The 25781-nt window shown below is 74.8% G+C and carries 11 protein-coding genes; 9 read left to right on the top strand and 2 right to left on the bottom strand.

Translation table 11 applies throughout. The features are described 5' to 3' along the window. The first annotated feature begins 371 nt into the window (after positions 1-371). The 5 genes from ACFT9I_RS18490 (at position 372) to ACFT9I_RS18470 (ending at position 8287) form a co-directional block, all read left to right on the top strand. On the top strand, positions 372-1310 hold the full coding sequence (locus ACFT9I_RS18490) for a 4'-phosphopantetheinyl transferase family protein (protein WP_382565443.1): 939 nt from the start codon (positions 372-374) through the stop codon (positions 1308-1310). A 130-nt stretch (positions 1311-1440) separates the two neighbouring features. Next, positions 1441-4869: a condensation domain-containing protein gene (locus ACFT9I_RS18485; protein WP_382565441.1), complete on the top strand. Its 3429-nt coding sequence runs from the start codon at positions 1441-1443 to the stop codon at positions 4867-4869. Positions 4870-5003: 134 nt separating this feature from the next. Beyond that, on the top strand, positions 5004-5825 hold the full coding sequence (locus tag ACFT9I_RS18480; RefSeq protein WP_382565440.1) for a BTAD domain-containing putative transcriptional regulator: 822 nt from the start codon (positions 5004-5006) through the stop codon (positions 5823-5825). Positions 5826-6805: 980 nt separating this feature from the next. Beyond that, a complete protein-coding gene (locus ACFT9I_RS18475; protein ID WP_382565438.1) occupies positions 6806-6976 on the top strand; it encodes a hypothetical protein in 171 nt (56 codons plus the stop codon). A gap of 3 nt (positions 6977-6979) precedes the next feature. Continuing rightward, positions 6980-8287 (top strand): FAD-dependent monooxygenase, encoded by a 1308-nt coding sequence (locus tag ACFT9I_RS18470; protein WP_382565436.1) that lies wholly within the window; start codon positions 6980-6982, stop codon positions 8285-8287. Positions 8288-8529: 242 nt separating this feature from the next. Here the strand turns inward: ACFT9I_RS18470 and ACFT9I_RS18465 are convergent, their stop codons facing one another. Further along, complete coding sequence (locus ACFT9I_RS18465; RefSeq protein WP_382565434.1) at positions 8530-8823, bottom strand: phosphopantetheine-binding protein; 294 nt, start codon at positions 8821-8823, stop codon at positions 8530-8532. Positions 8824-8832: 9 nt separating this feature from the next. Beyond that, on the bottom strand, positions 8833-9594 hold the full coding sequence (locus ACFT9I_RS18460; protein ID WP_382565432.1) for a thioesterase II family protein: 762 nt from the start codon (positions 9592-9594) through the stop codon (positions 8833-8835). 310 nt (positions 9595-9904) lie between these two features. Here ACFT9I_RS18460 and ACFT9I_RS18455 point away from each other — a divergent pair, with 310 nt between their 5' ends. The 4 genes from ACFT9I_RS18455 to ACFT9I_RS18440 all read left to right on the top strand — a co-directional run bounded on the left by ACFT9I_RS18455 (position 9905) and on the right by ACFT9I_RS18440 (position 25701). Continuing rightward, positions 9905-11425, top strand: a complete 1521-nt coding sequence (locus ACFT9I_RS18455; RefSeq protein ID WP_382565430.1) for an MFS transporter — start codon at positions 9905-9907, stop codon at positions 11423-11425. A 156-nt stretch (positions 11426-11581) separates the two neighbouring features. Beyond that, the gene (locus ACFT9I_RS18450; protein WP_382565428.1) at positions 11582-23500 is read left to right on the top strand and encodes an amino acid adenylation domain-containing protein; all 11919 of its coding nucleotides are present in this window, start codon (positions 11582-11584) and stop codon (positions 23498-23500) included. 44 nt (positions 23501-23544) lie between these two features. After that, on the top strand, positions 23545-24414 hold the full coding sequence (locus ACFT9I_RS18445; RefSeq protein WP_382565427.1) for an alpha/beta fold hydrolase: 870 nt from the start codon (positions 23545-23547) through the stop codon (positions 24412-24414). Positions 24415-24417: 3 nt separating this feature from the next. Next, positions 24418-25701, top strand: coding sequence for a cytochrome P450 (locus ACFT9I_RS18440; protein ID WP_382565425.1), 1284 nt, complete (start codon positions 24418-24420; stop codon positions 25699-25701). Positions 25702-25781: the final 80 nt, after the last annotated feature.

Genomic DNA, 25781 nt, shown 5'->3' with positions numbered 1-25781 from the left:
GATCAGCTGCCCGGTGGATCGTGCGAACCCCACCGGCTTCCCGCACCTCCGGCCGCGCCCCAGGATGCCCGCTCGCCGCCGGCCACGCCAGACCGGACCGGTGCCAACGGGGCCGGGCCTCCCCGAGGTTGGCCCGAAGACCGGTCGACGGCCGCTGGAGAACCGCCCCATCCCCGCTGCCGTACGGAGCGGGACACCCCGCCCACCTGCCACGCGGCCTCCGGTCCGACGCGTCCGCCCCTGGCGGCGACCGCGGACCACCGGCGATTCCCCAGCGGGTCTCCAGCGGACCCCGAGCGATCCCGGAGAGAGTCGGACGGTACGGGTGCGCGGAGCGTCCGTACCGTGACCGGCCGACTCGAAGGACAGCCATGGGCGTCGTCACTCACCTCTCGCCGCCCGTCCACGTGCGCGGGCCCGGCGGAACCCGGCAGCCGGTGCGCGCCGCCATGGCGGCCACGGGCACCGCCGTCGTGCACACCACCTGGGGCGAATGGCTCCCGGCCGCCCTCACCCACCCGGCGCTCCGTCCCCTGCTGGGGCGTGACTGGCCCCGGTACCGCGGCACCGCCGACCCCACCGTCCGCCACCGCTTCGCCGTCTCCCGGCTCGTCATCAAGTACGTGGCCGCCGCCGCCCTGGACACCGTCCCGGCCGAGCTGGACCTCGCGTACAAGATCGGCGGGCGGCCCTATGTGCGCGGGCTCGACGGGTTCGACATCAGCCTCACCCACAGCGGGGACCTCGTCGGAGTCGCCGTCAGCCGCACCGGACGCATCGGGATCGACACCGAACCCGCCGCACGCGGAGTGGACGTCGAGTTGATGAGTGGTCACATCTGCGCCCCCGCCGAACTGCGCGCCCTGCGCCGACTGCCCGAACGCGCCCGGGAAGGCGAGCTGTTGAGGCTGTGGACCCTCAAGGAGGCGTACAGCAAGGCGCTCGGCCGAGGACTGCTGCTCGACTTCGGCGGGTTCGGTCTCGACACCGACGGCACGGAACTGCTCGCCCCCGACGGCACCCCGGCGGCGCGCGGCGCGTGGGGCTTCAGCACCCATCGGGTCCTGGACCGCTATCTGTTGAGCGTGGCCCACCACGACGCCGCCCCGGACAGGGCGCTCTCCGGCGCGGTGACCTCCGCTCACCGGCCGTCACGGAGCACCATGGCCGAGAGCTGTTGGGGGAGTGCTCCAGGACCGCTTGAGGAAACGTACGTACGGAGCGCACCCCGATACCGTGCTCAGCAGGTCGCGGACGACAGGGCGAGGAGGCCCCCGTGGAGGAGGAACCCGGCCGGTCCGCATCCATGACCCGGCACCCGGTCCGCGCGCGGCCGGGCGGCTTACGCGCGCGGTGCGCCGTAGCGCGGCGGTGCCGAACCGGAGAGGCCGTCGTGGCACCCGTCATGCAGTACGGGGCGCCGCGCGAGAGGGGCCAGGCATGTCGATGACCGACCACCGCACCGGCGCCGACCGGCACGCCGACGGACCGATGACCGTGGTCGTCGACCCCGGGCAGCCGCCGTACCGCGTCCCGCCCGTCCTGGAGGTACGGGGCCCGCTCACCGCGGGCCGCGTCGCGGCGGCGCTGGACCAGGCCGCCGCGCGCACCCCCGGCAACCGGACCTGGCGCCACCGGATCCAGCGGCTGGGCCCCGGCCACCATCTGCTGCACGTCGAACCGCGGACGGCCGGCACCGCGCCCGACGACGCGCACCACGGTCGCGAAGACGAGAAGGACGCGCACCACGGCCCTGACGCCTTTCCGGCCGGTCTCGTCGCGGATCTGCTCACCGCCAGTGACACGCCGGCCGTACCGCTCGGCCCGGCCCAACTCGACCTGGTACGGCGCCGCGACGCCGAACCCGGCCTCCATCCCTGGCGGGCGCTGGACACCGCCGAACCGCTCGATCCGGCGACCGTGGACAGCGCCCTGCGGGCCCTGGCCAGAGCGCACCCGCTGCTCGGCGCCCGGATCGACACGGAGGCGGGCGGCATCCACGCCGCGCCGCTCGGCTACGAGGCCGAGTGCACGACCGCCGACGGTGTCGGACGCGCCCGCGAGCGGGGGGCCGTCGCGGAGGCGAGCCGACACCTGGACCCCGCCACCGGGCGCACGCTGCGCGCCGTACTGCTGCGCGGGCGACGCCGTCTCGTGGTGGTGGCCCATGAACTCGTCGCCGACCGGACCTCGATGGACGTCCTCCTGGCCGACCTCCGGGCGGCGCTGGCCGGGCCGGGGGAGGAACCCGCGGCCGAGGGCGTGCGGTACACCGACTGGGTCGCCGCACTGCCCGCGCTGGCCGCCGCCCCCCGCGAGACCGAGCGCTGGCGCGTCGTCGCCGAGGGCCGCGCCGCCGCTTCCGCGTTCCGCCCCCGCGCACCGCTCCCGGCGGGAACCCCGCAGCGCCACCCCGGCTTCACCCTGAGCCGGTCGGTCACCGGGCGGCTGACCGGCCCCCTGCCCCGGCGGTACGGACTCAGCCCGGCCCAACTGCTCACCGGAGCAGTGGGCTTGGCGCTCATCCGGTGGCGCGGTACCGCGAGCGCCTCCTTCGACGTGCGCACCGACGGGCGTCGGCGCAACCCCGCCCTCGCCCGGACGGTCGGACCGCTCGTCGCGACCGAGCCCGTGCTGCTCGACGGCGCGGGCGGCGGGAATGGCGCGGACGGTGAGAGCGCGCGGGGCTTCATCGGCAGGGTCGCGGGGCACCTCGCCGACGTGGGCGGCGGCGCGTTCGGGGCGTGCCGCGAGTACGCGCCCGACCCGGCGCTCCGGCTCGCCCTGCGCGAACTCGTACCGGTCCTGGTGCGGTTCACCCCGGACGCGGACACGGACGCGGACCTCCGGGGCGCCCCGGCCGCCAGGTCGTACGCGCTCGACATCGACGCGCGGGAGCGCGGCGGCCGGCTGTGCGTCGGGCTCGGCCTGCTGCCCGCCGCCCGCGACGGCGTCACCGAAGAGTCCGCCGCCCGCCTCCTCGCCGAACTGAAGGCCGTCCTGGCGGAGTTGGCGGGGGACGCCGGAGCCGCGCCCGCCGCGCCGGCCACCGTCGCGGCGAGCCCGCTCCAGCGTGAACTCCTGGCCGACGCGGACGCCCATCCCGGCTCCGGGCGGCAGATCGAGCAGCTCACCTGGGTGTGGCACGGAGCCCTCGACGTCACCCGGTTCACGGCGGCCTGGCAGTCCGTCTTCGACCGGGAGGCCGTACTGCGGACCGCCTTCGACCACGGGCCCGACCCCACGATCACCCTGCACGACCGGGTCACGCCCGAGGTGGTGCGGGTCGACCGTACGGGCGCGCACCCCGCCGACGTCTTCGCGGGCGACCGGCGGCGCGGGCTCGACCCGCGGTCACCGGGGCCGCTGCGGATCACCCTGCTCGACGGTCCGCTCGGAGGCGGTGCGCGGGGAAGCGGTCCGGACGGAGACAGTGCGCGGGGAGGCGGCGCGCAGGAAAGCGATCCGCGCGGCGACGGTCCGCACGACCTCGGCGCCCCCGCGCCGAGCACGCGGGTGCTGCTCACCTATCACCAGGCGCTGCTCGACACCTGGAGCGTCCGGCTGCTCCTGGAGGAGTTCGGCCGCGCCTATCTGGCGGACGGGGCGCTGCCGGGCGGCGACCGGCGCCCCGACGTACGCGACCACGCGCGGTGGATCGAGGGCCAGGACCTCGCCCCCGCGCGGGACTTCTGGCTGCGGGTCGCGCCCCGGACCCCGGCCGCGTCCTCGTTGGCGGCGTACGCCACGGCCTCGCCCCTCGCGGAAGGGACGGGCACCGAGCGGGCCAGGGTGCGGCTGGCCTCCGCCGAGGCGGCCCGTCTGAAGGAGTGGGCCGCGCGGTGGGGCGCCACGGAGAGCGGCGCCCTCCAGGCGGCCTGGGCGCTGCTGCTGTACCGGGCCGCCGGGGCGGACGGCCCGGTCCCCGTGCGGTTCAGCGTCACGGTCTCCGGGCGGGGCATCCCGCTGGAGGGGGCGGAGCGGCTGCCCGGCGCCCTGCGCAACCCGCTGCCCGTCTCCGTCGAGGTCGACCCCGGCGCCACCGTGCCCGACCTGCTGGCCGCGCTGCGTGACCGGGCCATCGACCTGTCCTCGTACGAATGGGTCTCGGCCGGTCAGATCCACGACTGGGCGGGCACCGCACCGGGCGGGTCCGCCGGAGCCGGGCGGAGCGACGACAGCCTCCTGGTCTTCGAGAACGGCTCCGACCCCCTGGAGAAGCTGGAGCTGTCCTTCGCCGCGCACGGCATCCGCATGGAGTTCCCCGAGGTGACCGGCGCCGCGACCGCCTTCCCGGTCACGCTCCTCTCGCACCACGACGAGGCCGGCGGTCTGGTGCTCTCGGTCAACCACGACCGCGGCCGGCTGACGGACGCCACCGGTCTGCTGGCCCACTGCGCCGGTCTGCTGCGTGAACTCCCTTATGAGTCCGACGAGTCGACGTCCATCGCCGACTTCCTGGACCAGCTGCCGGTCACCGCGGCCACCTGGCCCGCCTTCGTCACCCTGCGGCCGGGGACGGGCGGGGTGATCTGTCTGGTGCCCTCCCAGGGGGTCCCCCGGACCTGGTACTCCCGACTCGCCCGGCTGTACGCGGGGCCCGAGACGCTGATCCTGCTGCGGCCCTCGCCCGAGGGGGCCCGCGCCTGGTGCGGGGCGTTGCGGACCATGGCGGAGGGCGGGAAACGGCTGGTTCTCGGCGCGTTCTCCGGCGGGGGAGCGGGCGCGTACGAGACGGCCCGTCTGCTCGCGGCGGACGGCGGCCGTCCGCCACTGGTCGTGCTGACGGCCGGCATCGGTACCGAGGACGCGGTGGGACACCTCGTACGCCTGCTGGACGAGGCGGCCCGACGACCCGACGGGGACTGACGCCCGGGGCCCGCTTCGAGGAGCGCTGGAGGGGGGCTTGAGATCACGAGGCGTCCTGGGACAACCGGACTAGCGTGTGGCGCAAAGCAGTTGTTCGTGCCGGGTGGGGAACTGGACGAGGTGTGGAGGGGAACATGGAGATCAGGGTTCTGGGTCCATTGTGCGCTGAGGTCAACGGGGATTCGATCGTTCCGACGGCCGGAAAGCCGCGGCAGATCCTGGCGCTGCTCGCGCTCTACCCCGGGCGGGTGGTGCCGGTCCAGACGCTCCTGGAGGAGCTGTGGGGGACCCGGCCGCCGCAGAGCGCGCTGACCACGCTCCAGACCTACATCCTCCAGCTGCGAAGGCGGCTGGGTACGGCGATGGGGCCCGGCTCCCCGGCGGGGGCAAAGGACGTGCTCGTCACTCGGCATGGCGGGTACCTGCTCCAGATCCCGGAGGGGAGCGTCGACGTGCACCCGTACGAGCGCTCGGTGACGGAGGGCCGGGCGGCGTTCGAGTCGGGTGACAACGGCACGGCGGCCGACCGGTACCGGCAGGCGCTGGACCTGTGGGACGGGCCCGCGCTGGTGGACATACGGCTCGGCCCGATCCTGGAGATCGAGGTCACGCGCCTGGAGGAGAGCCGTCTGGTCGCGGTGGAGCGACGCATAGACGCCGATCTCCAGCTCGGCCGGCACGGTGAACTCGTCGCGGAGCTGTCCGAATTGACGGCCCGTCACCCACACCACGAGGGGTTCCACTCGCAGGCCATCGTGGCGCTGTATCGCTCCGGGCGGCAGGGCTCGGCCCTGGAGATCTACCGGAAGCTGAGGGTGCGTCTCATCGAGGAACTCGGCGTCGAGCCCTCGACCCGGCTCCAGCGCCTGCACCAGGCGGTCCTCACGGTGGACCCGCTGCTGGAGGTGGCCGCGGGGCCCAAGCGCACCTCGACGTTCGACCTGTTCGCGGCCTGAGCGGCAATCGAGCCGCTTTCCAGAGGGTCTGGCCAAGCTCGGATGCCACCGGCACCGCCCGTAGGGGGTGCGCGTATCTGAGACGGAGGCCGTGTCATGTCCACAGACGGACCCCTGCCCGGACCCCTGCTCGGATCCCTGACCCGACCCCATTCCCGACCCCTGACCCGCCTCCGCCCGGTCCGCGCCGGCCGTGACGGCGCGCGCTTCGCCCGCCGACCACCGGAGGGAACGGCCGCACTCGCCCGACGGGCCCCGGCCGACCCGCCTCGGCGGCCGTCGGCGGCGGTCGGCGCGGCGGGGCCGACGACCGGGCCCCGGCGCCACGGGACCGTACCGGCCGCCGGCCACCCCGGCCACGGGCGCGGCGCCGACTCCCGTCGACCGCCCACCTGCCGGGCTTCGCCCCGCCCGGGCTCCCTACGCGCGCATCCCGTCCGTTCCCCCGCTCACCGCCCACCGGGGGACGTTTTCCGCCGACCCATGACCCGCGCCCCGGCCCTTCGGCGTTCGACGCGCCGCCCCCGGTCCCGGCCGTGGGCGGCGCGTCCCTCGTCCCTCGTGCCCGGCCCGGTCGGCGCGCCCGGCTGCCCGCCCGAAAGCTTCGCGCGCCCGGGACAGCTGGGTACGGAGCCCCGCCGCACCCCGCCGCCCGTGGCCCTCGCAGCCGGACGGAAGGTGCCCCCCGGGTTGCCGTACTTCCGCGACCACGCCCCGAACGGGGCACGGTCCTTCGCCGTGCGACGCACCGCACGGAGCCCGGGGCCGATCCGTGAACAGCCCACCGGACAGGAGCGAGCCGGGTCCGGACGCCGCTGCCACGCGGAACACCACCGGCACCCGGACATCCCGGCGCCGACGCCCGGCTCGGGCCGCGGCGGGTACGCCGCAGCCTCGCTCCGGGACTCGGACAGGGAGTCCGCCCAACCAACCCCGGACCGGCGCCCGTCGGTTCTCCGCATCAGGTGAGGAGAGTGCCCGTGACATCTCTGGTGAAGGCTCTGGAACCGAGCGAGGGGCCCCCCGGACTCGACGGTCCGGCCGCCCCGCCGCTCCGGCGCACCCTACGGCGGGGCCGCACCCGCCCCGGCGACGGCGCCCGGTGCGCCCCGCTCTTCGGACCGGGCACGTCGAACCGGTCGGCGGTGTGAGGCATGGCCCGACTCGGACACCTCACCACCCTGAACACCGACGTCCTGGTGGTCGGCGCGAGCCCGGCCGGACTCGCGCTCTCCCTGATGCTGCTGCGCTCGGGCGTGCGCGTCGCCCTGGTCGAGCATTCCACCGCCGTCCACGACGAGTCGGACGGCGAGATCCTCCAGCCCGCCGGGCAGCGGATCCTGGACCAGCTGGGCGTGCTTGACGGGTCGCGCCTGCGCGGCGGCCGTACGCTGCACGGCTTCCAGGTACTGGAACGGGGCCGGAAGCTCCACGACAGCGACTACCGGCGTCTCGACGCTCCGTACAACCGGCTGCTGGCGCTGCCGCAGCGCCATCTGCGGGAGGAACTGCTCGCCTCGGTGGCGCGGTTGCCGGGCTTCGAGCACCTGCCCGGTTACGCGGTCACGTCGCTGAGCGTCAGGGACGGCCGCTGCACGGGCGCCGAGGCGACGCGCCTCGGCACCCTGCGGACCCGTATCCGGGCCTCCGTGGTCGTGGCGGCCGACGGGCGGCTGTCCAGGACCCGCGCGCGGGCCGGTATCGACGCGGGCCGCGACGAGGCGTCCGTCCGGGACACCGTCTGGTTCACACCGCCGGCGCCCGGCCGGCCGACCCGGCAGGTCCGGGTCTACCGGGCGGGTGACGGAGCACTGCTGATCCACGACACGTTCCCGGACCGGCTGCGGATCGGCTGGACGCTCCCACGGGGCGGCTGGAACGACAGGGCGAGCCGCGGCGTCGCCGCCGTACGCCGCGAACTCGCCGGGATCGTGCCGGAGTTGGCGGACGTGCTGGAGGAGCACCTGGTGAGCGTGGAGGACGTGGTCCCCCGGGCGGGCTTCACCGCGCTGGCCTCCGCATGGGTACGCGACGGGCTCGCCCTGATCGGTGACGCCGCGCACACCCACGGCCCGCTCAGCGTCCAGGGCGCGACCCTGGCCCTGGAGGACGCCGTCGTCCTGCATCCGGTGCTGCTCGACGCGCTGGCGGCGGGCGACGTGGGCCGGGCCCGGCTCGCCGCGTACGAGCAGATGAGGCGGCCCGTCGCCGAGGCCCTGGCCCGGTCCCGGAGCGGCCGGGCGCGAGCGGGCCTCGGGGGCGGCGGCCAGGCGGCCTCGCTCCTGCGGGCGGTCACCGCCGGTGTGGTGAACCGCACCCCGTACGGCGGGCGTGCCACTCGCCGTATCGCGTACGGCAGTTCGCCGGTACACGTACGCACCGAGACGCTGACCGGGCCGTTCGCCGGGCGCCCGGCAGGCGGTTCGCCGCGTGCGGGGGGCGTGGACCGACTGGCGTCCTGACAACCACGGCGGTGGGCACGGCGGAAGGCCGTGATGCCGGGCAGAACCGGCGTCACGGCCTTCGTGTCGGGGGAAGTCCGGAGGCACGTCGAGCCCCCGGCAGGCCGCCCGTATCCGCTGACGTACTCGCTGACGTGGCCCCGACGCGGCCCCGACGCGGCGGTGCGGGCCCGCGGTCCGCTGTCGGCCGGCCCGCCTCGCCGCCGGGCGGACGCCCGGACGACCCGGCCCGCCGGGAGCGGTCAGGCTCGCAGTGGCGCCCCGGTGGCGTCGGCGGTGGACGCGCCGTCGACGAGCGCGGCCATCTCGGCGAGCGTGGAGTTCGCGTAGACGTTCTCCAGGGTCAGTTCGACCCCGAACTCCCGCTTGACGCGCAGCAGGAGACGCGACGCGAGCAGCGAACTGCCGCCGATGTCGAAGAACCCCGCGTCCGAGGGGATGTCCTCCTGGCGCAGCAGCCTGGCCCACAGCTTCCCGAGCCGCTGCTCGGTGTCGGTGACGGCGCCGGTGTCGGTGACGGTCGGATCAACAGTCATTTCTCTCCTTCAATTCTTCTCGGCCGCGGCTGCCTCGGAGATGAGCCTGATGATTTCCGGCTGATGCTCCGTCAGGAAGAAATGGTCACCGCGGAAGACCCGGACGTCACAGGGGCCCGTCGTGTGCTGTTTCCACGCCGTCGCCTCGTCGAACGTCGTCTTCGGATCGCTGTCGCCCGTGAGGACCTGGACGGGGCAGCGCAGCACGGAACGCTCGGAGAGCCGGTAGTTCTGCACCGCCCGGTAGTCGCCCCGGAGCGCCGGCAGGATCATGGGGAGGACGCCCTCGTCGTCCAGGAACCGCGTGTCGGTGCCGCTGAGCCGCCGGATCTCGGTGAGCAGGGCCTCGTCGCTGCTCAGGTCCACGGTGTCGCTCCGCGAGGTGGAGGGCGCCCGGCGGCCGGAGAAGAACGCCGTCCGGGGGACGACGCCGAGGTCGTACTCCATGCGCAGGGCGACCTCGAAGGCGAGCGTGGCTCCCATGCTGTGCCCGAACAGGAGCACCGGCCTGTCGAGCCAGGGCTCGATCTCGGCGAGGACCAGGTCGGCCAGCTCCGTCATGTCGTCGACGCACTTCTCGTCCAACCGGTCCTGTCGGCCGGGGTATTGCAGACAGACCACGTCCAGCTCGTCCGTGAGCGCCGCCGACAACGGGTGGAAGTAACTCGCGGAACCCCCCGCGTGCGGAAAGCAGAAAAGCCTCGCGGGCGCCTCCGGCCGGGCATGGAACTGCCTCGTCCAGAGATTGGGGGAAACGGCCACTCGCGTCATGGTGATTCCTTGTCGATACCGGCGTCCTGGTGAAGAACGGCGAGCTGCGGTGCCCTTGCTGCACAGAACGATCGGGATCCCGGCGAGGCATGTCAAGGGAGTCGACCCCCGCTGGACGGGGGCTCCAGGCGTATGCGAGATCCGGGGTTCCCGGCGGTTCGATCGGCTCTCCAGTGCGACTTGAGGCGGGCCCCGTTGAATCGTTCCGTGTGACGGGTCCCAGGGAACGGCCCGCCGGTCGCCGAAGGGCGGCCCGTCGCCGGGGAGGCCCGGCGAAGCCGCCGCCGACGTTCATGAAGGAGTCGCCACCATGGCCATCGTCCAGGGCGAGGACACGCAACGGGAGGGGCGGGAGCGGCCGGCCGGGCCCGCGTCACTGCCGCGTGGAAGCTGGGCGGTGCTGGGAGTCCTCGGCGCCGCCTCGTTCTTCGACGGCCTCGACGCCAACATCGTCGCCGTCGCCCTCCCGAACATCCAGCGCGATCTCGGTGGCGGCTTCACCACCGCGCAGTGGGCCGTGGCGGGATACTCCCTGGCAACGGCGGTGCTGTTGATCACCGGCGGCCGGCTGGGCGACATCTACGGCACCCGGCGCGTCTTCCTCATCGGTGTCGCCGGATTCACGCTCAGCTCGGTGGTGGTCGCCGCGGCGGCCGGGCCGGAGATGCTGGTGGCGGGCCGGGTGGCCCAGGGCGCCACGGCCGCGCTGATGATTCCCCAGTCCATGGCCGTGGTGAAGCAGCAATTCCCGCCGGAATACTGGGGAATCGCCTCCGCGATCACCGGCATCGCGATCAGCGCGGGCAGTATCGGAGGCCCGGTGGTCGGCGGTTTCCTCACCGACCTCGACCTGTTCGGAACGGGCTGGCGCGCGGTCTTCTGGATCAACGTGCCGATCGGTGCCGTCCTGTTGGCCTGTGCGATCCGGGTGCTCCCGGAGAGCCGGGCCGAAAGCCGGGCCGAGAAGCGGCCCTCGCTCGACCTGTCCGGCGCCGCGCTGGTGACCCTCGCCTCGCTGGGGCTGATGTTCCCGCTGGTGCAGGGGTCCGAGCACGGGTGGTCGCCGTGGTTCCTGGCGCTGATCGCGCTCTCGCTCGGCCTGTGGCTGCTCTTCGCGGTCCATCAGAAGCGCCGCGCGGCCCACGGGGTCGACGTGCTCGTCCCGCCGTCCCTGTTCCGCGAACGGACCTTCACCGCCGGGCTGATCGCGGCCCTGCTGACGTTCGCCGGGGCGACCTCGTTCACGTTCCTGCTCACCTACTACCTCCAGTTCGGGCTTGTCTGGTCCTCCACGCGCACCGCGCTGGCCGTGGCCGCCGTCCCGCTGGGCATCGCCGTGGTCTTCCAGATCGCCTGGAAGTACGGACCGGGGCGCCCCCGGCTGTTCATCACGGCCGGCGCGCTGACCATGGCCGCCGCCGCGCTGACCATGGCGGCCATGGCGGCGGTCGGTCAGACGACGTTCGCCCTGCTGATCGTGGTCGCCTTCCTGCTGGGAGCGGGCACCGGGCTGACGTCGCCCGTGCTCACCTCGGTGCTGCTGGTCTCCCTGCCCCCGCGCGAGGCGGGCGCCGGCGCCGGAGTGATCTACTCGGCCACCCAGTTCGGCTCCGCCGTGGGCATCGCGCTCATCGGCGCGGTCTTCTTCGGCGGCCTCGGGGAGATCGACGGCGGCGCGCCCGCCCGGACCGAGGCGGCCACGGAGATGTACGCCGGCGCCCTCGGTACGGCGCTGCTCTGCACGGCCGGAATCTTCGTCCTCGTCGCGTTGGTGGCCCGCGCCCTGCCGCGCCTCGGGGCCGAGCCGACCAAGGATCCGGTGCCGCTCTAGCGACCGCGGCCATGCTGGCCGTACCCCCGAATCCCCGCACCACGGACCGCGGATCGCACAGCGCCGCGACAGTGACGCGGGGGCGGTCGGGCCCCGGTTCCCCCAGGGACACAGGAGTCCCCACCCATTGCCGGAGACGCGAGACGGATGGCGGAGATGAGCACCCAAGCAACCCAGGAACGGCTCCAGCGGGCGATGGCCGCCGTGATGCGGCTCCAGCAGCGCAACGAGGAGCTGGAGAACCGGCGGGCGGAACCCATCGCCATCGTCTCCATGACCTGCCGGCTGCCCGGCGGCATCAACTCCCCCGAGGAGTACTGGCAGTTGCTGGCGCGGGGCGGGGACGCCATCGGGCCCTTCCCCACGCGCTGGGACGCTCTCGACCTGTACGACCCCGGCCAGGAGACCCCCGGCAAGAGCTACGCGCGGGAAGGCGGCTTCCTGAACGGGATCGACCGCTTCGACGCCGAGTTCTTCGGCATCCCCCCGCGCGAGGCCCTGTCGATGGATCCGCAGCAGCGGCTCGTCCTGGAGACCGCCTGGGAGGCACTGGAACGCGCGGGCATCCTGCCCGGAAGCCTCAACGGGAGCCGTACGGGCGTCTACATCGGCGCCATGCGCTCCGACTACGACACCGTGCTCGCCGACCTCCAGACCCTCGACGGCTACCAGGGAACCGGCATCTCCGGCAGCGTCATCTCCGGCCGGCTCTCCTACCTCCTGGGACTGCGCGGACCCGCCGTGACGGTCGACACCGCCTGCTCCTCCTCGCTGACGGCCCTGCACATGGCCGCCAACGCGCTGCGCGACGGCGAGTGCGAACTCGCCCTCGCCGGGGGCGTCACCGTGATGAACTCACCCGCCCTGTTCGTCGAGTCCAGCAGGCTCGGCGCCGTGGCCCCCGACGGACGGTGCAAGAGCTTCTCGGCCGGCGCCGACGGCGGCGGCTGGTCCGAGGGGTGCGGCATGGTGCTCCTCAAGCGGCTCTCCGTCGCCCGGCGCGACGGCGACCGGGTGCTGGCCGTGATCCGCGGCTCGGCCGTCAACCAGGACGGCCGCAGCCAGGGCCTCACCGCGCCCAACGGCCCCGCCCAGCGCCAGGTCATCGAGACCGCTCTCGCCGCCGCCCGCCTGACCCCCCAGGACATCGACGCGGTCGAGGCACACGGCACCGGCACCCCGCTCGGCGACCTCATCGAGGCCGGCGCCCTCAGCGAGGTGTTCGGCCCCGGGCGGGAAGCGGGACGGCCGCTGCGCCTGGGCTCGTCCAAGTCCAACATCGGCCACACCCAGGCCGCCGCGGGTGTCGCCGGCGTCATCAAGATGGTGCTGGCCCTCCAGCACGGAACGCTGCCCCGGACCCTGCACGCCGATGAGCCCAGCCCGCACGTCGACTGGGACGAGCACCACCTCTCGCTGCTCGGTTCGCCGGTGCCGTGGCCGCGCACCGACCGCCCGCGCCGCGCGGGCGTCTCCTCGTTCGGCATCAGCGGCACCAACGCGCACCTGGTCCTGGAGGAGGCGCCGGCACCGGCCGGGGCGCCCGAGGAAGCGGGCGAGGACGGGGACGGCGGCGTCACGGCCGACCGGCTCCCGCTGCTGCTCTCCGGGCGCGACCCCGAGGCGCTGCGGGCGCAGGCGGCGCGCTGGGCCGACTGGCTCGACCACCACCCGGACCAGCCGCTTCCGGCCCTCGCCCGGACCGCCGCCGTACACCGCACCCACCACCCGGCGCGGGCCTCGGTGCTCGCCGCCACCGCCCGGGAAGCGGCCGAGGGCCTGCGCGCGCTCGCCGGGGACCAGGAGGACGAGCGGGTCGTGACGGGCACGGCGGGCGCCCGCGGCAAGGTCGTCTTCGTCTTCCCCGGGCACGGCAGCCAGTGGCGGCTGATGGGCGCCCGGCTGATGGCCGAATCGGCGGTCTTCCGCCAGGCCGTCGACGAGTGCGACGCCGCGCTGCGCTCGTGGACCGGCTGGTCGGTCCGCGCGTTGCTGGCGGGCGAGGAGAGCGAGGAGACACCCTTCGCCCGGCTCGATGTGCTTCAGCCCGCGCTGTTCACCATGGCGATCGGTCTGGCGGCCGTCTGGCGCGACCTGGGCCTCGAACCCGAGGCCGTCGTCGGCAGCAGCCAGGGCGAGGTGCCGGCCGCCGTCGTCGCGGGCGCGCTGTCGCTGGAGGACGCGGCCGGGATCGTGGCCCTGCGCAGCCGGGCGCTGCTGCGCGATTGCAGCGGGCTCGGCGCCATGGCACTGCTCGAACTGCCGGTGACCGAGGTCGAGGAGCTGATCGCCCCCTACGGCGACGCGCTCTCCGTCGCCGTCGTCAACACCGCGCACTCCACCGTGGTCTCGGGCGACCCCGACGCCGTGGACGGTCTGCTCGCGGACATGGCGGGGCGTGACGTCTTCGTCCGCCGGCTCAAGGCGGACGCGGCGGGGCACTGCGCCCACGTCGACCCGATCCTGCCCGGGCTCCGCGACGCGTTCACCCGGATCGAGCCCAGCCGCTCGCGGCTCCCCTTCTACTCCACGGTCACCGGAGACGTACTCCCCGGCACGGAGCTGGGCGGCGACTACTGGTGCCGCAACCTCCGCGAGACCGTGCGGATGGACCGCGCGCTGGACCGGCTCCTGGCGGACGGGTTCGGTGTCTTCGTCGAGATCAGCTCGCATCCCGTCCTCGGCATCCCGCTGGCCGGGATCACCGCCGGGTCCGGCGGCACCACCATCGGCACCCTCCGCCGCGACCGGGGCGGCCTGGCCGAGGTGCTCCACTCCCTGGCCGCCCTGCACAGCCAGGGCCACCCGGTGGACTGGGCGCGCGTCCTGGGCGACCAGCGGCGGACGACCCTGCCCGAACCGCCCGCGTACGCCTTCCAGGGCCGCAGGTACTGGTTCGACGGGCCGCTGAACACCACCGTGGGGCGCCCCGCGACCGGAGACGGGGAGCACCCGGCTGACGGCACGGACCAGGAGACGGCGGGCGGGAACACCCTGCGCGCCCGGCTGGCGGCGCTGCCCGGCGACGAGCGGCCCGCCGCGCTGACCGACGTGGTCCGGCGGGAGGCGGCCTCCGTCCTGGCCGCCCCCGAACCGGTGCCGGGCGACGCCGGATTCCGCGACCTGGGCTTCGACTCCATCATGGCCCTGCGGCTGCGCAACCGCCTGTGCTCCCTGACCGGCGCCGACATCCCCGCCAACATCGCCTTCACCCACCCCCGGTCCCAGGACGTCGCCGCCTACCTGCTGGACGAGGCGCTCGGCGCCCTCGACACACCGGGCACTCCCGACGCGCCCCGGGGCCCGGAGCTGGAGCGCGCCGAGCGACGCGACGTGCACCCGGCGACCGAGGGCCAGCGCAGGCTGTGGTTCCTGGACCGGATGAACCCGGGCTCCGCGCAGTACAACGCGCCGCTGTCGCTGCGGCTGCCCCGCGCCGTCGACTCGGACACCCTCGCCCGCGCCCTGCGCTGGGTGATGGAGCGTCACGAGGCGCTGCGCACCGGACTGGAGACGCGGGCGGGCGAGCTGGTCCAGGTCGTCCACGAGGTCGGCGACGTCCCCCTGGTACGGGAGGACTTCACCGGTCGGGACGAGGACGCGGTCGCCGAGCGCGTCGGACGGGAGGAACGCGGCGTCTTCGACCTGTCCGGCCGGTCGCTGCTGCGCTGCCTGCTGCTCGACGTGGACGGCGGCGGACAGGTCCTCGTGGTGACGACCCATCACGCCATCAGCGACGGCTGGTCCCTCGCCGTCCTCCTGGAGGAACTGCGCTTCGCCTACGAGCAGTTCGCGGAGGGCGGGACACCCCGGCGCGAGCCGGTCGGCCATCACCTCGGCGACCTCGCCGCCTGGGAGGCGCGCCGGCTGACCGAGGGCGGTTTCGACGACGCGCTGCGCCACTTCTCCGACGGCCTGGCGGGCATGGGCCGCCTGGAACTGCCGCGCCGTGAACCGGACGAGGAGGCCGGCGGTACGGTCCCCTTCGTCCTGCCGCCCGAGCTGCACACACGGGTGGCGGAGCTGGCCGCGCGCGCCGACGTCACCCCGTACACCGTCTACGCGAGCGTCTTCGCGCTGCTGCTGTCGCGCTCCTGCGGGCAGCGGGACTTCGGTGTGGGCACCATCTGGGCCAACCGGCAGCGGGCCGAACTCGGCTCCACCGTCGGGTTCCTGGTCAACACCCTGCCCCTGCGGTTCGACGTGCGCGCCGACCCGACCTTCGGTGACCTGCTGGCCGCGACGTCGCAGCGGGCCCTCGGGCTCATGCGGCACCAGGACGTGCCTCTGACGGAGGTGCTGCGGGTCGCGGGCGGCGAGCGGACCGGTGAGGAGAACCCCCTCTTCAGGGCGCTGTTCAACTACCGCGCCACCTCCCTGCCGCCCCTGGGCTCCGGGGACGACGCGTGGACGGTCGCCCCGTTCAGCAGTGTCGCGGGCAACCCGCGCGGGGTGGCCAAGGCCGAACTCGGCCTGACCCTCGGGCCCGGGGAGAACGGCGTCGACGGTGAGCTGGAGTTCGGCTCCTCGGTACTGAGCCGGGCCGGGGCCGAGCGCATGGCGGCCAACTTCCGGGTGCTGCTGGAGTCGGCGCTCGCCACCCCGGAGCGGGCCGTCGGTGAACTCGCCCTGCTGAGCGACGAGGAGACGGCGTGGCTGGCCTCCCGGGGCACCGGCGCCTCCGACGCCGCCCCCCGGGTCCCGACCGCGCTGGACCTGGTGCTGCGGCAGGCGGAGCGGACCCCGGACGCGGTGGCGCTCGTCCTCGAGACGTCCGGGGCGTCCACCGGGTCACCGGAATCCGGGGCGTCCGGGGCAGCCGGGGCGTTCCCGGCGGAGGAGCTGACGTACGCGCGACTCGTGGCCCGGTCCGCCGCGCTGGCCCGGCGTCTGCGCGAGGCCGGTGTCGGCCGGGGCGCCCTCGCCGGGGTCCATCTGCCCCGCACGGGCGACCTGGTGACCGGGGTGCTCGCCGTGTGGATGGCGGGCGGCGCGTACGTACCGCTGGACCCGGAGTATCCGGGTGCCCGCCTGGACCACATCATCGAGGACAGCGGGCTGCGGGTGATCGTCTCCACCCGTGCGGGAGCGCCGTCGGTCGAACGGGACGGCGTCACGGTCGTCCTGGTGGACGGCCCCGGCACGGAGCCCGGGGAGCCGGCGCCGGGGCCGTTCGAGGCCACGCCCGTCGCGCACGACCTGGCGTACGTGATCTACACCTCCGGCTCCACCGGGCGCCCCAAGGGCGTGATGCTGGAGCACGCGCAGTTCACCAACTTCCTCGCCGCGATGGACTCGTGCGTCGGCGGCGGCCCCGGGGACACCTGGATGGCCGTCACCAGCCTGTCCTTCGACATCTCCACCGTGGAGCTGCTGTGGACGCTGACGCGCGGCTACCGCGTGCTCGTCGCGGACGGCAACCCGGCCTCCTGGGGTTCCTGGCTGCCCTACGCGCCGACCCATCTCCAGTGCACCCCCTCACTGGCCCGCATGCTGCTGGCCGACCCGGACGGGCGGGCGCTGCTCGGCGGTCTGGAGCGGATGCTCGTCGGCGGTGAGGCGCTGGACCGGACGCTCGCGCGGAACCTGCTGCGGCACTGCGGCGGCGACGTGCTCAACATGTACGGCCCGACGGAGACCACGGTGTGGTCGGCGGCCTGGCGGGTGGCACCGGGCGAGGTCTCGCTCGGCGAACCGCTGCACGGCAACGTGCTGTACGTCCTGGACGAGCACGGCCGCCGGCTGCCGCGCGGGGCCCAGGGCGAGTTGTGGATCGGCGGGGCGGGCGTGGCCCGGGGCTATCTGGGGCGCGAGGAGCTGACGGCCGAGCGGTTCGTGCCGGACCCGTTCGCCGGGGAGCCCGAAGAGTCCGTGGATCCTTGGGATCCCGGGGCGCGGATGTACCGCACCGGGGACCTCGTACAGTTCCGCGACGACGGGAGCCTGGCCTTCCGAGGCCGCGCCGACTCCCAGGTGAAGCTGCGCGGGCACCGCATCGAGCCCGGCGAGATCGAGCAGGTCGCGGCCGAGAGCGCGGCGGTCGCCGAGTGCGCCGTCGTGGTGCGCGAGGACGTACCGGGCGACCCCCGGCTCTGCCTCTACTGGGTCGCCGCGCGGGGCGCCACCGACGACGGCCCCGCGCTCGGCGCGCACCTGGCCGCCCGGCTGCCCGCGTACATGGTCCCCTCCCGTTCGGAGCGGGTCGGTGAACTGCCGTACACCCCGAACAAGAAGGTCGACCGGGCGGCGCTGCTGCGCCTGCCCGCCCCCGGCGCCTCGTCCGCCACGCCGTCCACCCCGGCGCTCACCCCGTCCGCCGCGTCGATCGCAGCTCCGGCCGCCGCCCCGGCGCCCGTCACGGCGACCGGAGCCGGTCCCGACGACGGGCTCGACCGGATGATCGCCGAAGCCTGGGCCACCGCCCTCGGCCTGGCGGAGGTCGACCCGGACACGGGCATCTTCGAACTGGGCGCCGGCTCCATGACGGCCCTCGCCGTGCACGGTCTGCTCAGCACCGCCCTCGACCGCGAGTTCCCGCTGTCCGCGATGATCCGCTACCCCACGGTGCGCCGGCTCGCGGCCTACCTCCGGGACGGCAGCGCGAGCCCGGACACCGCCGGCGGACCCACCGCCGCACGGGGCCCCGTGGACGGGGACGCGGTCGCGATCGTCGGCATGGCCTGCCGACTGCCCGGAGCCGCCGGGCTGGAGGCGTTCCGGGAGAACCTGCGCAACGGCGTCGAGTCCATCACGCACTTCACCGACGACGAACTGCGCGCGGCCGGAGTACGGGAACAGGACCTGCTCGACCCCCGCTACGTACGGGCCCGGGGAGTGACCGAGGACGTCGACCTGTTCGACGCCGCGTTCTTCGGGGTCTCGCCGGGCGAGGCCGACGCCATGGACCCCCAGCACCGGCTGCTGCTGGAGTGCTCGTGGGAGGCGTTCGAGAACGCGGGCATCGTGCCCCGGGACGTCGCCGGGAAGGTCGCGGTCTTCGCCGGTTCCGGCTACGGCGGCTACCCCCAGCAGCCGGCCGACGACATGTCGGCCTTCTACCGCAACATGATCGGCACCAAGGACGACTACCTGGCCACCCGTATCGCCCACAAACTCGACCTGCGCGGACCCGCCCTCACGGTGCAGACCGCCTGCTCGACGGGGCTGGTGGCGGCCCACCTCGCCCGGGAGAGCCTGCTGCGCGGCGAGTCGGACGCCGCCGTCGTGGGCGCCTCGTCCCTCACGTTCCCGCTCGTCCAGGGCTTCCTGCACCAGGAGGGGCTCGTCCTCTCCCCGGACGGCAAGTGCCGGGCCTTCGACGAGAAGGGCGGCGGCACGGTCCTCGGCAGCGGCGTGGCCGTCGTCCTGCTGAAGCGGCTCTCCGACGCCCTCGCGGACGGCGACCGGATCCACGCCGTGCTGCGCGGCAGCGCCGTCAACAACGACGGTGCCGGCAAGGCCGGGTTCACCGCGCCCAGCGTGCCGGGCCAGTCCGCGGTCATCGCCGAGGCCATGGCGGTCGCCGGGGTCGGCCCCGCCGACATCGGCTTCGTGGAGGCGCACGGCACGGCGACCGCCCTCGGCGATCCCATCGAGGTGCAGGCGCTCCAGGCCGTCTTCGAGGGCGAGCGGCGGCAGGCGCCCTGCGCGCTCGGCTCGGTCAAGACCAACATCGGGCACGCCGACGCCACCGCCGGACTCGCCGGGCTCATCAAGGCCGTCCTCGCCGTCCACCACGGCGAACTGGTGCCCAGCCTCAACTACGAGAGCCCCAACCCCGAACTGGACCTGGACCCGGAGCTGTTCGAGATCAACACCCGTCTGCGGGAGTGGGAGCAGGAGGAAGGACCCCGGCGCGCCGGCGTCTCCTCCTTCGGCATCGGCGGGACCAACGCGCACGTCGTCGTCGAGCAGGCACCGCCCCTGCCGGCGCCCGCCCCCCGGACGGCGGTCTCCGAACCCGCCCTGCCCGTGGTGCTGTCGGGACGCGACCAGGCGGCACTGCGCGACCAGGCGCGCCGCTGGGCCGACTGGCTGGCGCGCCACCCCGGTGTCCCGCCGCGCGACGTCGCGCACACCGCCGCCGAGCGCCGCACCCACTTCCGGGAGCGGGCCGCCGTCACGGCGGCCGACCGCGACCAGGCCGTCGCGGCGCTCACCGCGCTCGCCGAGGACCGTTCGCACCCGGCGCTGGTACGGGGCACGGCGCGGCAGCGGCGGGGCCGGAAGGTCTTCGTCTTCCCGGGCCAGGGAACGCAGTGGCCCGGCATGGGCCGGGAACTGCTCGCGACCAGCACGGCCTTCGCCGAGACGGTCGAGGCGTGCGACACCGCTCTGCGGCCGTACACCGGCTGGTCGGTGCGGGACGTGCTGAACGGCCGGGCCGTCCGGGAGGACGGGACGCCCGTGGAGCCGGACCGGCTGGACGTGTCGATGCCCGCCTCCTTCACCATGTACGTGGCGCTGGCCGCCACCTGGCGCGAGCTGGGCCTCGAACCGGACGCCGTCGTCGGGCACAGCCAGGGCGAGATCGCCGCCGCCGTCGTCGCCGGGGCGCTGACCCTGGAAGAGGGCGCCCGCGTGGTCGCCCTGCGCGGCCGGGAGCTGGCCCGCGGAGCGGGCGCCGGGGCGATGGCCTTCGTGGAACTCCCGGTGGACGAGGTCCAGGAGCGGCTCGCCGCGTACGGCGACGCGCTCTCCGTCGCCGTCGTCAACACGCCCCGCTCCACGGTGGTGGCGGGCGACCCCGAGGCGCTGGACGACTTCCTCTTCGCGCTGGACGACGACGACGTCGTGTGCGGCAAGCTCGCCGCGCCGTTCGCCTCGCACAGCAGCCACATGGACCCGCTGCTCCCCGTCCTGGGCGACCTGCTGCGCGACCTGCGGCCCGGCGCCGCCCGTATCCCCTTCTACTCGACGGTGACCGGGACGCTCCTCGACGGCGAGCGACTGGACGGCGCCTACTGGTGCCGCAATCTGCGCGAGCCCGTCCGTCTCGACCTGGCCCAGCAGAGCCTGCTGGCCGCCGGACACGACGTGTTCGTGGAGGTCGGCCCGCACCCCGTGCTCACCATGCCGCTCACCGAGGGCGACGAGCGGGCGCTCGTCGCCGGGTCGCTCGTCCGCGACCGCGGCTCCGTCGGTGAACTGCTGCGCACCCTGGGCACGTTGCACACCCACGGGTGCGACATCGACTGGGCTCGCGCGCTGCGCGGTGCCTCGGCCGGGGAGCCCCCCGCGCGGGTCGCGGACCTGCCGACCTACGCGTTCCAGCGCCGCAGGCACTGGAACGAGGCCCCGCAGGCGCCCGCCGCGACGGGAACGCCCGAGTCGGCCGCCTTCTGGGAGGCCGTCGAGGACGGGCGGCCCGAGCGGCTGGCCGAACTGCTGGGCGCGCGCGACCACCTGCGGGACAGCGTCGACGAGCTGCTGCCCCTGCTGGCGGCGTGGCGGGACCGGCAGGAGACCGACGCCGGAACGGGCGCACTGCTCTACGAGGAGGCGTGGGAGCCGTCCGCCGTCGCCGCGCCCGCGCGCCTCGACGGGCTCTGGGTCCTGGCGTCCGCCACGGACGAGACACTGGCGCAGGAGACGGAACGGGCCCTGCGCGCCGCCGGCGCCGAGGTGCACCGCGTCGCCGCCGACCGCGACCGCACGGCACTCGCCGGCGAACTCGCGGCACTGGAACGCGCCCCCCAGGGGCTGCTCACCCTCGGCTCGCTCGACGGCACCGCCGGGCCCGGCGGCACCACGCGGGGCTTCCTCACGACACTCGCGCTCGCCCAGGCCGCCGCCGACGCGGGCGTCGGCGCCCCGGTGTGGGCGCTGACGTCGGGCGCCGTGGACACCGACGGCACCGGGCCGGGCCCGGCACCCGCCGGGGCGCTGGTGGCGGGGCTGAGCCGGGCGCTCTCCCTGGAGGACCCCGTCCGCTCCGGCGGCGTCATCGACCTCCCGGCCGACCGCCCCTCGGGCTGGGCCGGCCACCTGGTGGCGGCGCTCGCGGCGCGGGACCACGAGGACCAGGTCGCCGTGCGCGCCGACGGCAGGTACGTACGCCGGCTGCGCCGGGCCGCGCCCCTCCCGGACGGCCCGGCGTGGACCACCCGGGGAACCGCCCTGATCACCGGCGGGCAGGGCGCACTCGGCCGCCACCTGGCGCGGCTGCTCGCCGAGCGCGGCGCCGAACACATCGTGCTGGCGTCGCGGACCGCCGCCGCCACCCCGGAGACCGGCGAGCTGCGCGCCGAACTCGCCTCCGGGGGAGTGGAGTTGACCGTCGTACCCTGCGACGTCACCGACCGGGCGCGCGTCGGGGCACTGCTGGCCGAGCTGGACCGGGCGGAGCGCCCGCTGCGGGTCGTCGCCCATCTCGCGGGCGTCACCGGCATGGGGGCGTTCACGGACCTCACCGAGGAACAGGCGGCCGAGGAGACCGCGGCCAAGGTGCTCGGCGCCAGGCACCTCCACGAGGCCCTCGGAGAGCGCGAGTTGGACGCGTTCCTGCTCTACGGCAGCGTCGCGAGCCTGTGGGGCGGGGCCGGCCAGGCGGCGTACAGCGCCGCCAACTCGGCGCTCGACGCGCTCGCCCGCAGCCGCCGCGCCGCCGGTCTGGCGGCCACGGTCGTGCACTGGGGCGGCTGGGCGGGCGGCGGCATGGTCACGGACGAGGCGGAGCGGACGGCCCGCTCGCGCGGACTGCTGCCGCTGGCGCCGGCCCGCGCCCTGCGCGCCCTCGGGCGGGTGCTGGACACCGGGCTGACCGCCGTGGGCATCGCGCACCTGGACTGGTCGCTGTTCGCCCCCGCCTACGGCGCCGCGCGGCGCCGACCGCTGCTGGACGGCATCGAGGAGGCCCGTACCGCCACGGCCCCGGGACCGGCGGGCGAGGACGTCTCCGCGCGGGACGCCCTGGCCGCCGCGCTCGGTGCCCGGCCCCGGGAGGACCGGCTCGGCGTCCTGGTCGAGCTGGTCGGCCAGGAGGCCGCCACGGTGCTGGGCGTGCCCGCCGACGAACTCGACGTGGCGGCGCCGCTCAACCAGCTCGGCTTCAACTCACTGATGGCGGTGACGGTACGGGGCGAGCTGACCCGGCGCACCGGGCTCCCGGTCACCTCGGAGCTGCTGCTGCGGCAGCCCACCTGCGAAGCCATCGCGGGAGAGCTGCTGGAGCTGCTGGGCCCCCTGCCCTCGGAGACCGGGAGCGACACCGAGACCCAGACCGACACCGACACCGTGACCGCTGTTCGCACCGCCACCGGCGCGACCGGCACGGAACCCCGGGGCGCCTGGCTGAGGGTGCTGCGCCCCGTCGGGACACCCCGGGCCCGCGTCCTGTGCGTCTCGGGCATGGGCGGTACGACCGGCGGCCACGTCCCGCTCGCCGCCCACCTCCCGGACGGCGTGGAGATGCTCGGGGTCCAGATGCCCGGCCGGGAGACCCGCGCCGGCGAGCTGCCCGCCACCGACATGATGGCCGTCGCCGACCAGGTCGTCGCCGCCCTCGCGGCACCGGCACGGCTCGACGTACCGCTCGTCCTGTACGGCCACAGCCAGGGCTCCTGGCTCTGCTGGGAGGTGGCGCACCGGCTCGCGCACCGCCCCGCGGCCCCGCCCGTCGCACTGGTCCCGGTGTGCGGACTCCCGCCCATGGCCCGCCCGACGGAGGGCCTGAGCCGGCTCGCCGAGCTGATCACGGACGAGGGCGCCGACCCGGGCCCCGCCGAGGCGGCAGCCGCCCTGGCGGGCGTCCTGCCCCCCGCCGTACTGGCGGACGAGGAACTGCTCACCGAATACCTCGTCCGGCTCAAGAGCGACGTCGAACTGGCCGAGAACCACCGGAGCGTGCTCCGCGACGTCACCCGCCCGGCCCTGGACATCTCGGTGTTCCCGGTCGAGGGCAGCGACGACCCCGTACTGCCCCGGGGCTCGATGGAGGTGTGGGCCCCGCTGACCACCGGCGAGTTCGGGATGCGCGTCATCGACGGCAGCCACTCCGCACCGCTCGACAACCCGGCCGCCCTGGCCGCCGAGATCGCCCGCGCGCTGGCACGGATCACCCCGCCCACCGCGTGACCGACCGACCCGCAGATTTCCGATACACCCACGGAGGAACCGAAGTGCCCACCACAGAACGCGCCGACGGTGCGCGGATCCACCACGAGACCCACGGCTCCGGCTTCCCCGTGCTGCTGCTGGCCCCGACCGGCGCCGCGACCAGGGCCGAGTCCTGGGAGCGGAACTTCTACGAGCCCGTACGCGAATTCGCCGGCCGCTTCCGCGTGATCACGGTCGACCAGCGCCACACCGGAGACAGCCGGGGACCGCTGGCACCCTTCTCCTACCCGGAGGCCGCGGCCGACCAGCTGGCCGTCCTGGACGACCTCGGCATCGGGGCCGCGCACGTCGTGGCGGTCGGCGACGGCTGCCCGCTCGCCCTGCGCCTGGCGTACGAGGCACCGGAGCGGGTGGCGTCGGTCGTCCTCCAGGCTCCTCCCGGCCGGGACACCACCAACACACTGGGCACCTTCTTCGGCCCGTTCGACGAGGCCATGCGCCTGGCGCGGGCCGAAGGACTGGACGGCGTGATCGAGGCCGCCGCGCGGGACGGGGTGTTCGCCCGCAACCCCGGCGCCGGGCCCTTCGCCCAGCCGCTCCGGGACGACCCCGCCTTCCGCGACGAGGTGCGCGCCCTGCGCCGCGAGCGGTACGTCGCCGCGCTGGTCCGCTTCCGTGACGGCGTCTGGCCGGACGGGACGCCGTACTTCTCCGTGCCGGCGGAGTGGCCCCGCACCAGCCCGACTCCGCTGCTGGTGCTGCCCGGCGACGACGCCCGGCACCCGGAGGGCGTGGCGAAGCTGCTCGCCGCGGAGGCGCCGGGGGCCCGGCTGCTCGACCCCGGCTTCGACGCGCCGGAGAACCGGGCGCGGACCGTCGAGACCCTCACCCACTTCCTGACCGAGCACACGCCCGACCGAGAGGGCCGCTGAACCATGCTGACGCTAGACACCCTGGACATCACCGACGAGCGCCAGTGGGCGAAGAACGGCTACCCGTACGCGGAGTGGGACCTGCTGCGCCGCGAGGCCCCCGTGTTCTGGTACCAGCGGCCCGGCTTCGAGCCGTGCTGGGTGCTGACCCGCCACGAGGACATCGCCGTGGTCTCCCGCGACACGGGGATCTTCTCCAGCTCCCAGCGCATCACCGTCGACCCGCCGGACGCCGTCGACATGCTGGAGGGGGAGAAGGAGCTGCGCGCCGGGATGTTCGGGCACAGCCCCGACGACTCGCAGGCGCTCAGCGACATGGACGCGCCGCGCCACCGCCATCTGCGCCAGATCATGGCGCCGTCCTTCACCCCGAAGGCGATGGCCGAACTGCGCGCCCGGTTCGACGAGTTGGCCGCCGGATACGTCAGCGAGCTGACCGGGCGGCTGGAGACGCACGGGGAGGCCGACGTGGCACGGCACCTCGCCGCGCGGCTGCCCGTCGCCGCGATCTGCGAACTCGTCGGCGCGCCCTCCGAGGACTGGGACGACATCTTCGACTGGACCGAGGGCACGATCGGCGCCGCCGACCCCGACTACCAGCGGGACGGCGAGAGCGCCGAGGAGGCGTTCCGGCGCAACATGACCGCCCTGAACGGCTACATCGTCGGCCTCGTCCAGGCCCGGATGGCCGATCCGACCGGCACGGACCTCGTCAGCAGGCTCGTCCAGGCCCGCGTGGACGGCCAGGCGATGCAGCTCCACGAGATCCTGTACGCCACCTTCAACCTGCTGATCGCCGGCGTCGGCACCACCCGCAACTCCATCACCGACGGCATCCGCGCCCTGATCGCCAATCCGGACCAGCTGCGGGCGCTGGTCGACGACCCGTCGCTGACGGACCGCGCGGTCGAGGAGATCCTGCGCTGGTCCGCCGTCGCCCCGCACTTCGTGCGCACCTGCCTCCAGGACACCGAGATCGGCGGCAAGCTCATCCGCAGGGGCGAGACGGTGGCCCTCTGGTACCCGGCGGCCAACCGGGACGACACCGTCTTCGACGACCCGTACCGCTTCGACATCACCCGCGAGCACAACCCGCACCAGTCCTTCGGCGGCCACGGCCCGCACGTCTGCCTGGGCCGCCACCTCGCGCGCCTGGAGCTGAGCTCGATCCTGCGTGCCGTGCTGCCGGTCCTGCCGACCCTGGAGACGGTCAAGGACCCGGAGATGAGCGTGCAGCACCTCCAGGCGACCGACTACAAGCGCTTCATCGTCCGCACCCGCCCATGACCGGCACCGCCCCCGGAGCGGGGGGCCGGACAGGAACCCCGAACCGGACACGGACCCAGGACCGGACCCGCAACCCGGCA

Source organism: Streptomyces sp. NPDC057137, assembly GCF_042670825.1.
Classification (GTDB): domain Bacteria; phylum Actinomycetota; class Actinomycetes; order Streptomycetales; family Streptomycetaceae; genus Streptomyces.
The sequence above is the reverse complement of the archived record's forward strand: the minus strand, read 5'-3'. Positions and strand labels throughout refer to the sequence as shown.

Bases quoted from the DNA above. Each gene is read 5' to 3' on its own strand.
- ACFT9I_RS18490 (WP_382565443.1), top strand. From the start codon at position 372: ATGGGCGTCGTCACTCACCTCTCGCCGCCCGTCCACGTGCGCGGGCCC.
- ACFT9I_RS18485 (WP_382565441.1), top strand. From the start codon at position 1,441: ATGTCGATGACCGACCACCGCACCGGCGCCGACCGGCACGCCGACGGA.
- ACFT9I_RS18480 (WP_382565440.1), top strand. From the start codon at position 5,004: ATGGAGATCAGGGTTCTGGGTCCATTGTGCGCTGAGGTCAACGGGGAT.
- ACFT9I_RS18470 (WP_382565436.1), top strand. From the start codon at position 6,980: ATGGCCCGACTCGGACACCTCACCACCCTGAACACCGACGTCCTGGTG.
- ACFT9I_RS18465 (WP_382565434.1), bottom strand. From the start codon at position 8,823: ATGACTGTTGATCCGACCGTCACCGACACCGGCGCCGTCACCGACACC.
- ACFT9I_RS18460 (WP_382565432.1), bottom strand. From the start codon at position 9,594: ATGACGCGAGTGGCCGTTTCCCCCAATCTCTGGACGAGGCAGTTCCAT.
- ACFT9I_RS18455 (WP_382565430.1), top strand. From the start codon at position 9,905: ATGGCCATCGTCCAGGGCGAGGACACGCAACGGGAGGGGCGGGAGCGG.
- ACFT9I_RS18450 (WP_382565428.1), top strand. From the start codon at position 11,582: ATGAGCACCCAAGCAACCCAGGAACGGCTCCAGCGGGCGATGGCCGCC.
- ACFT9I_RS18440 (WP_382565425.1), top strand. From the start codon at position 24,418: ATGCTGACGCTAGACACCCTGGACATCACCGACGAGCGCCAGTGGGCG.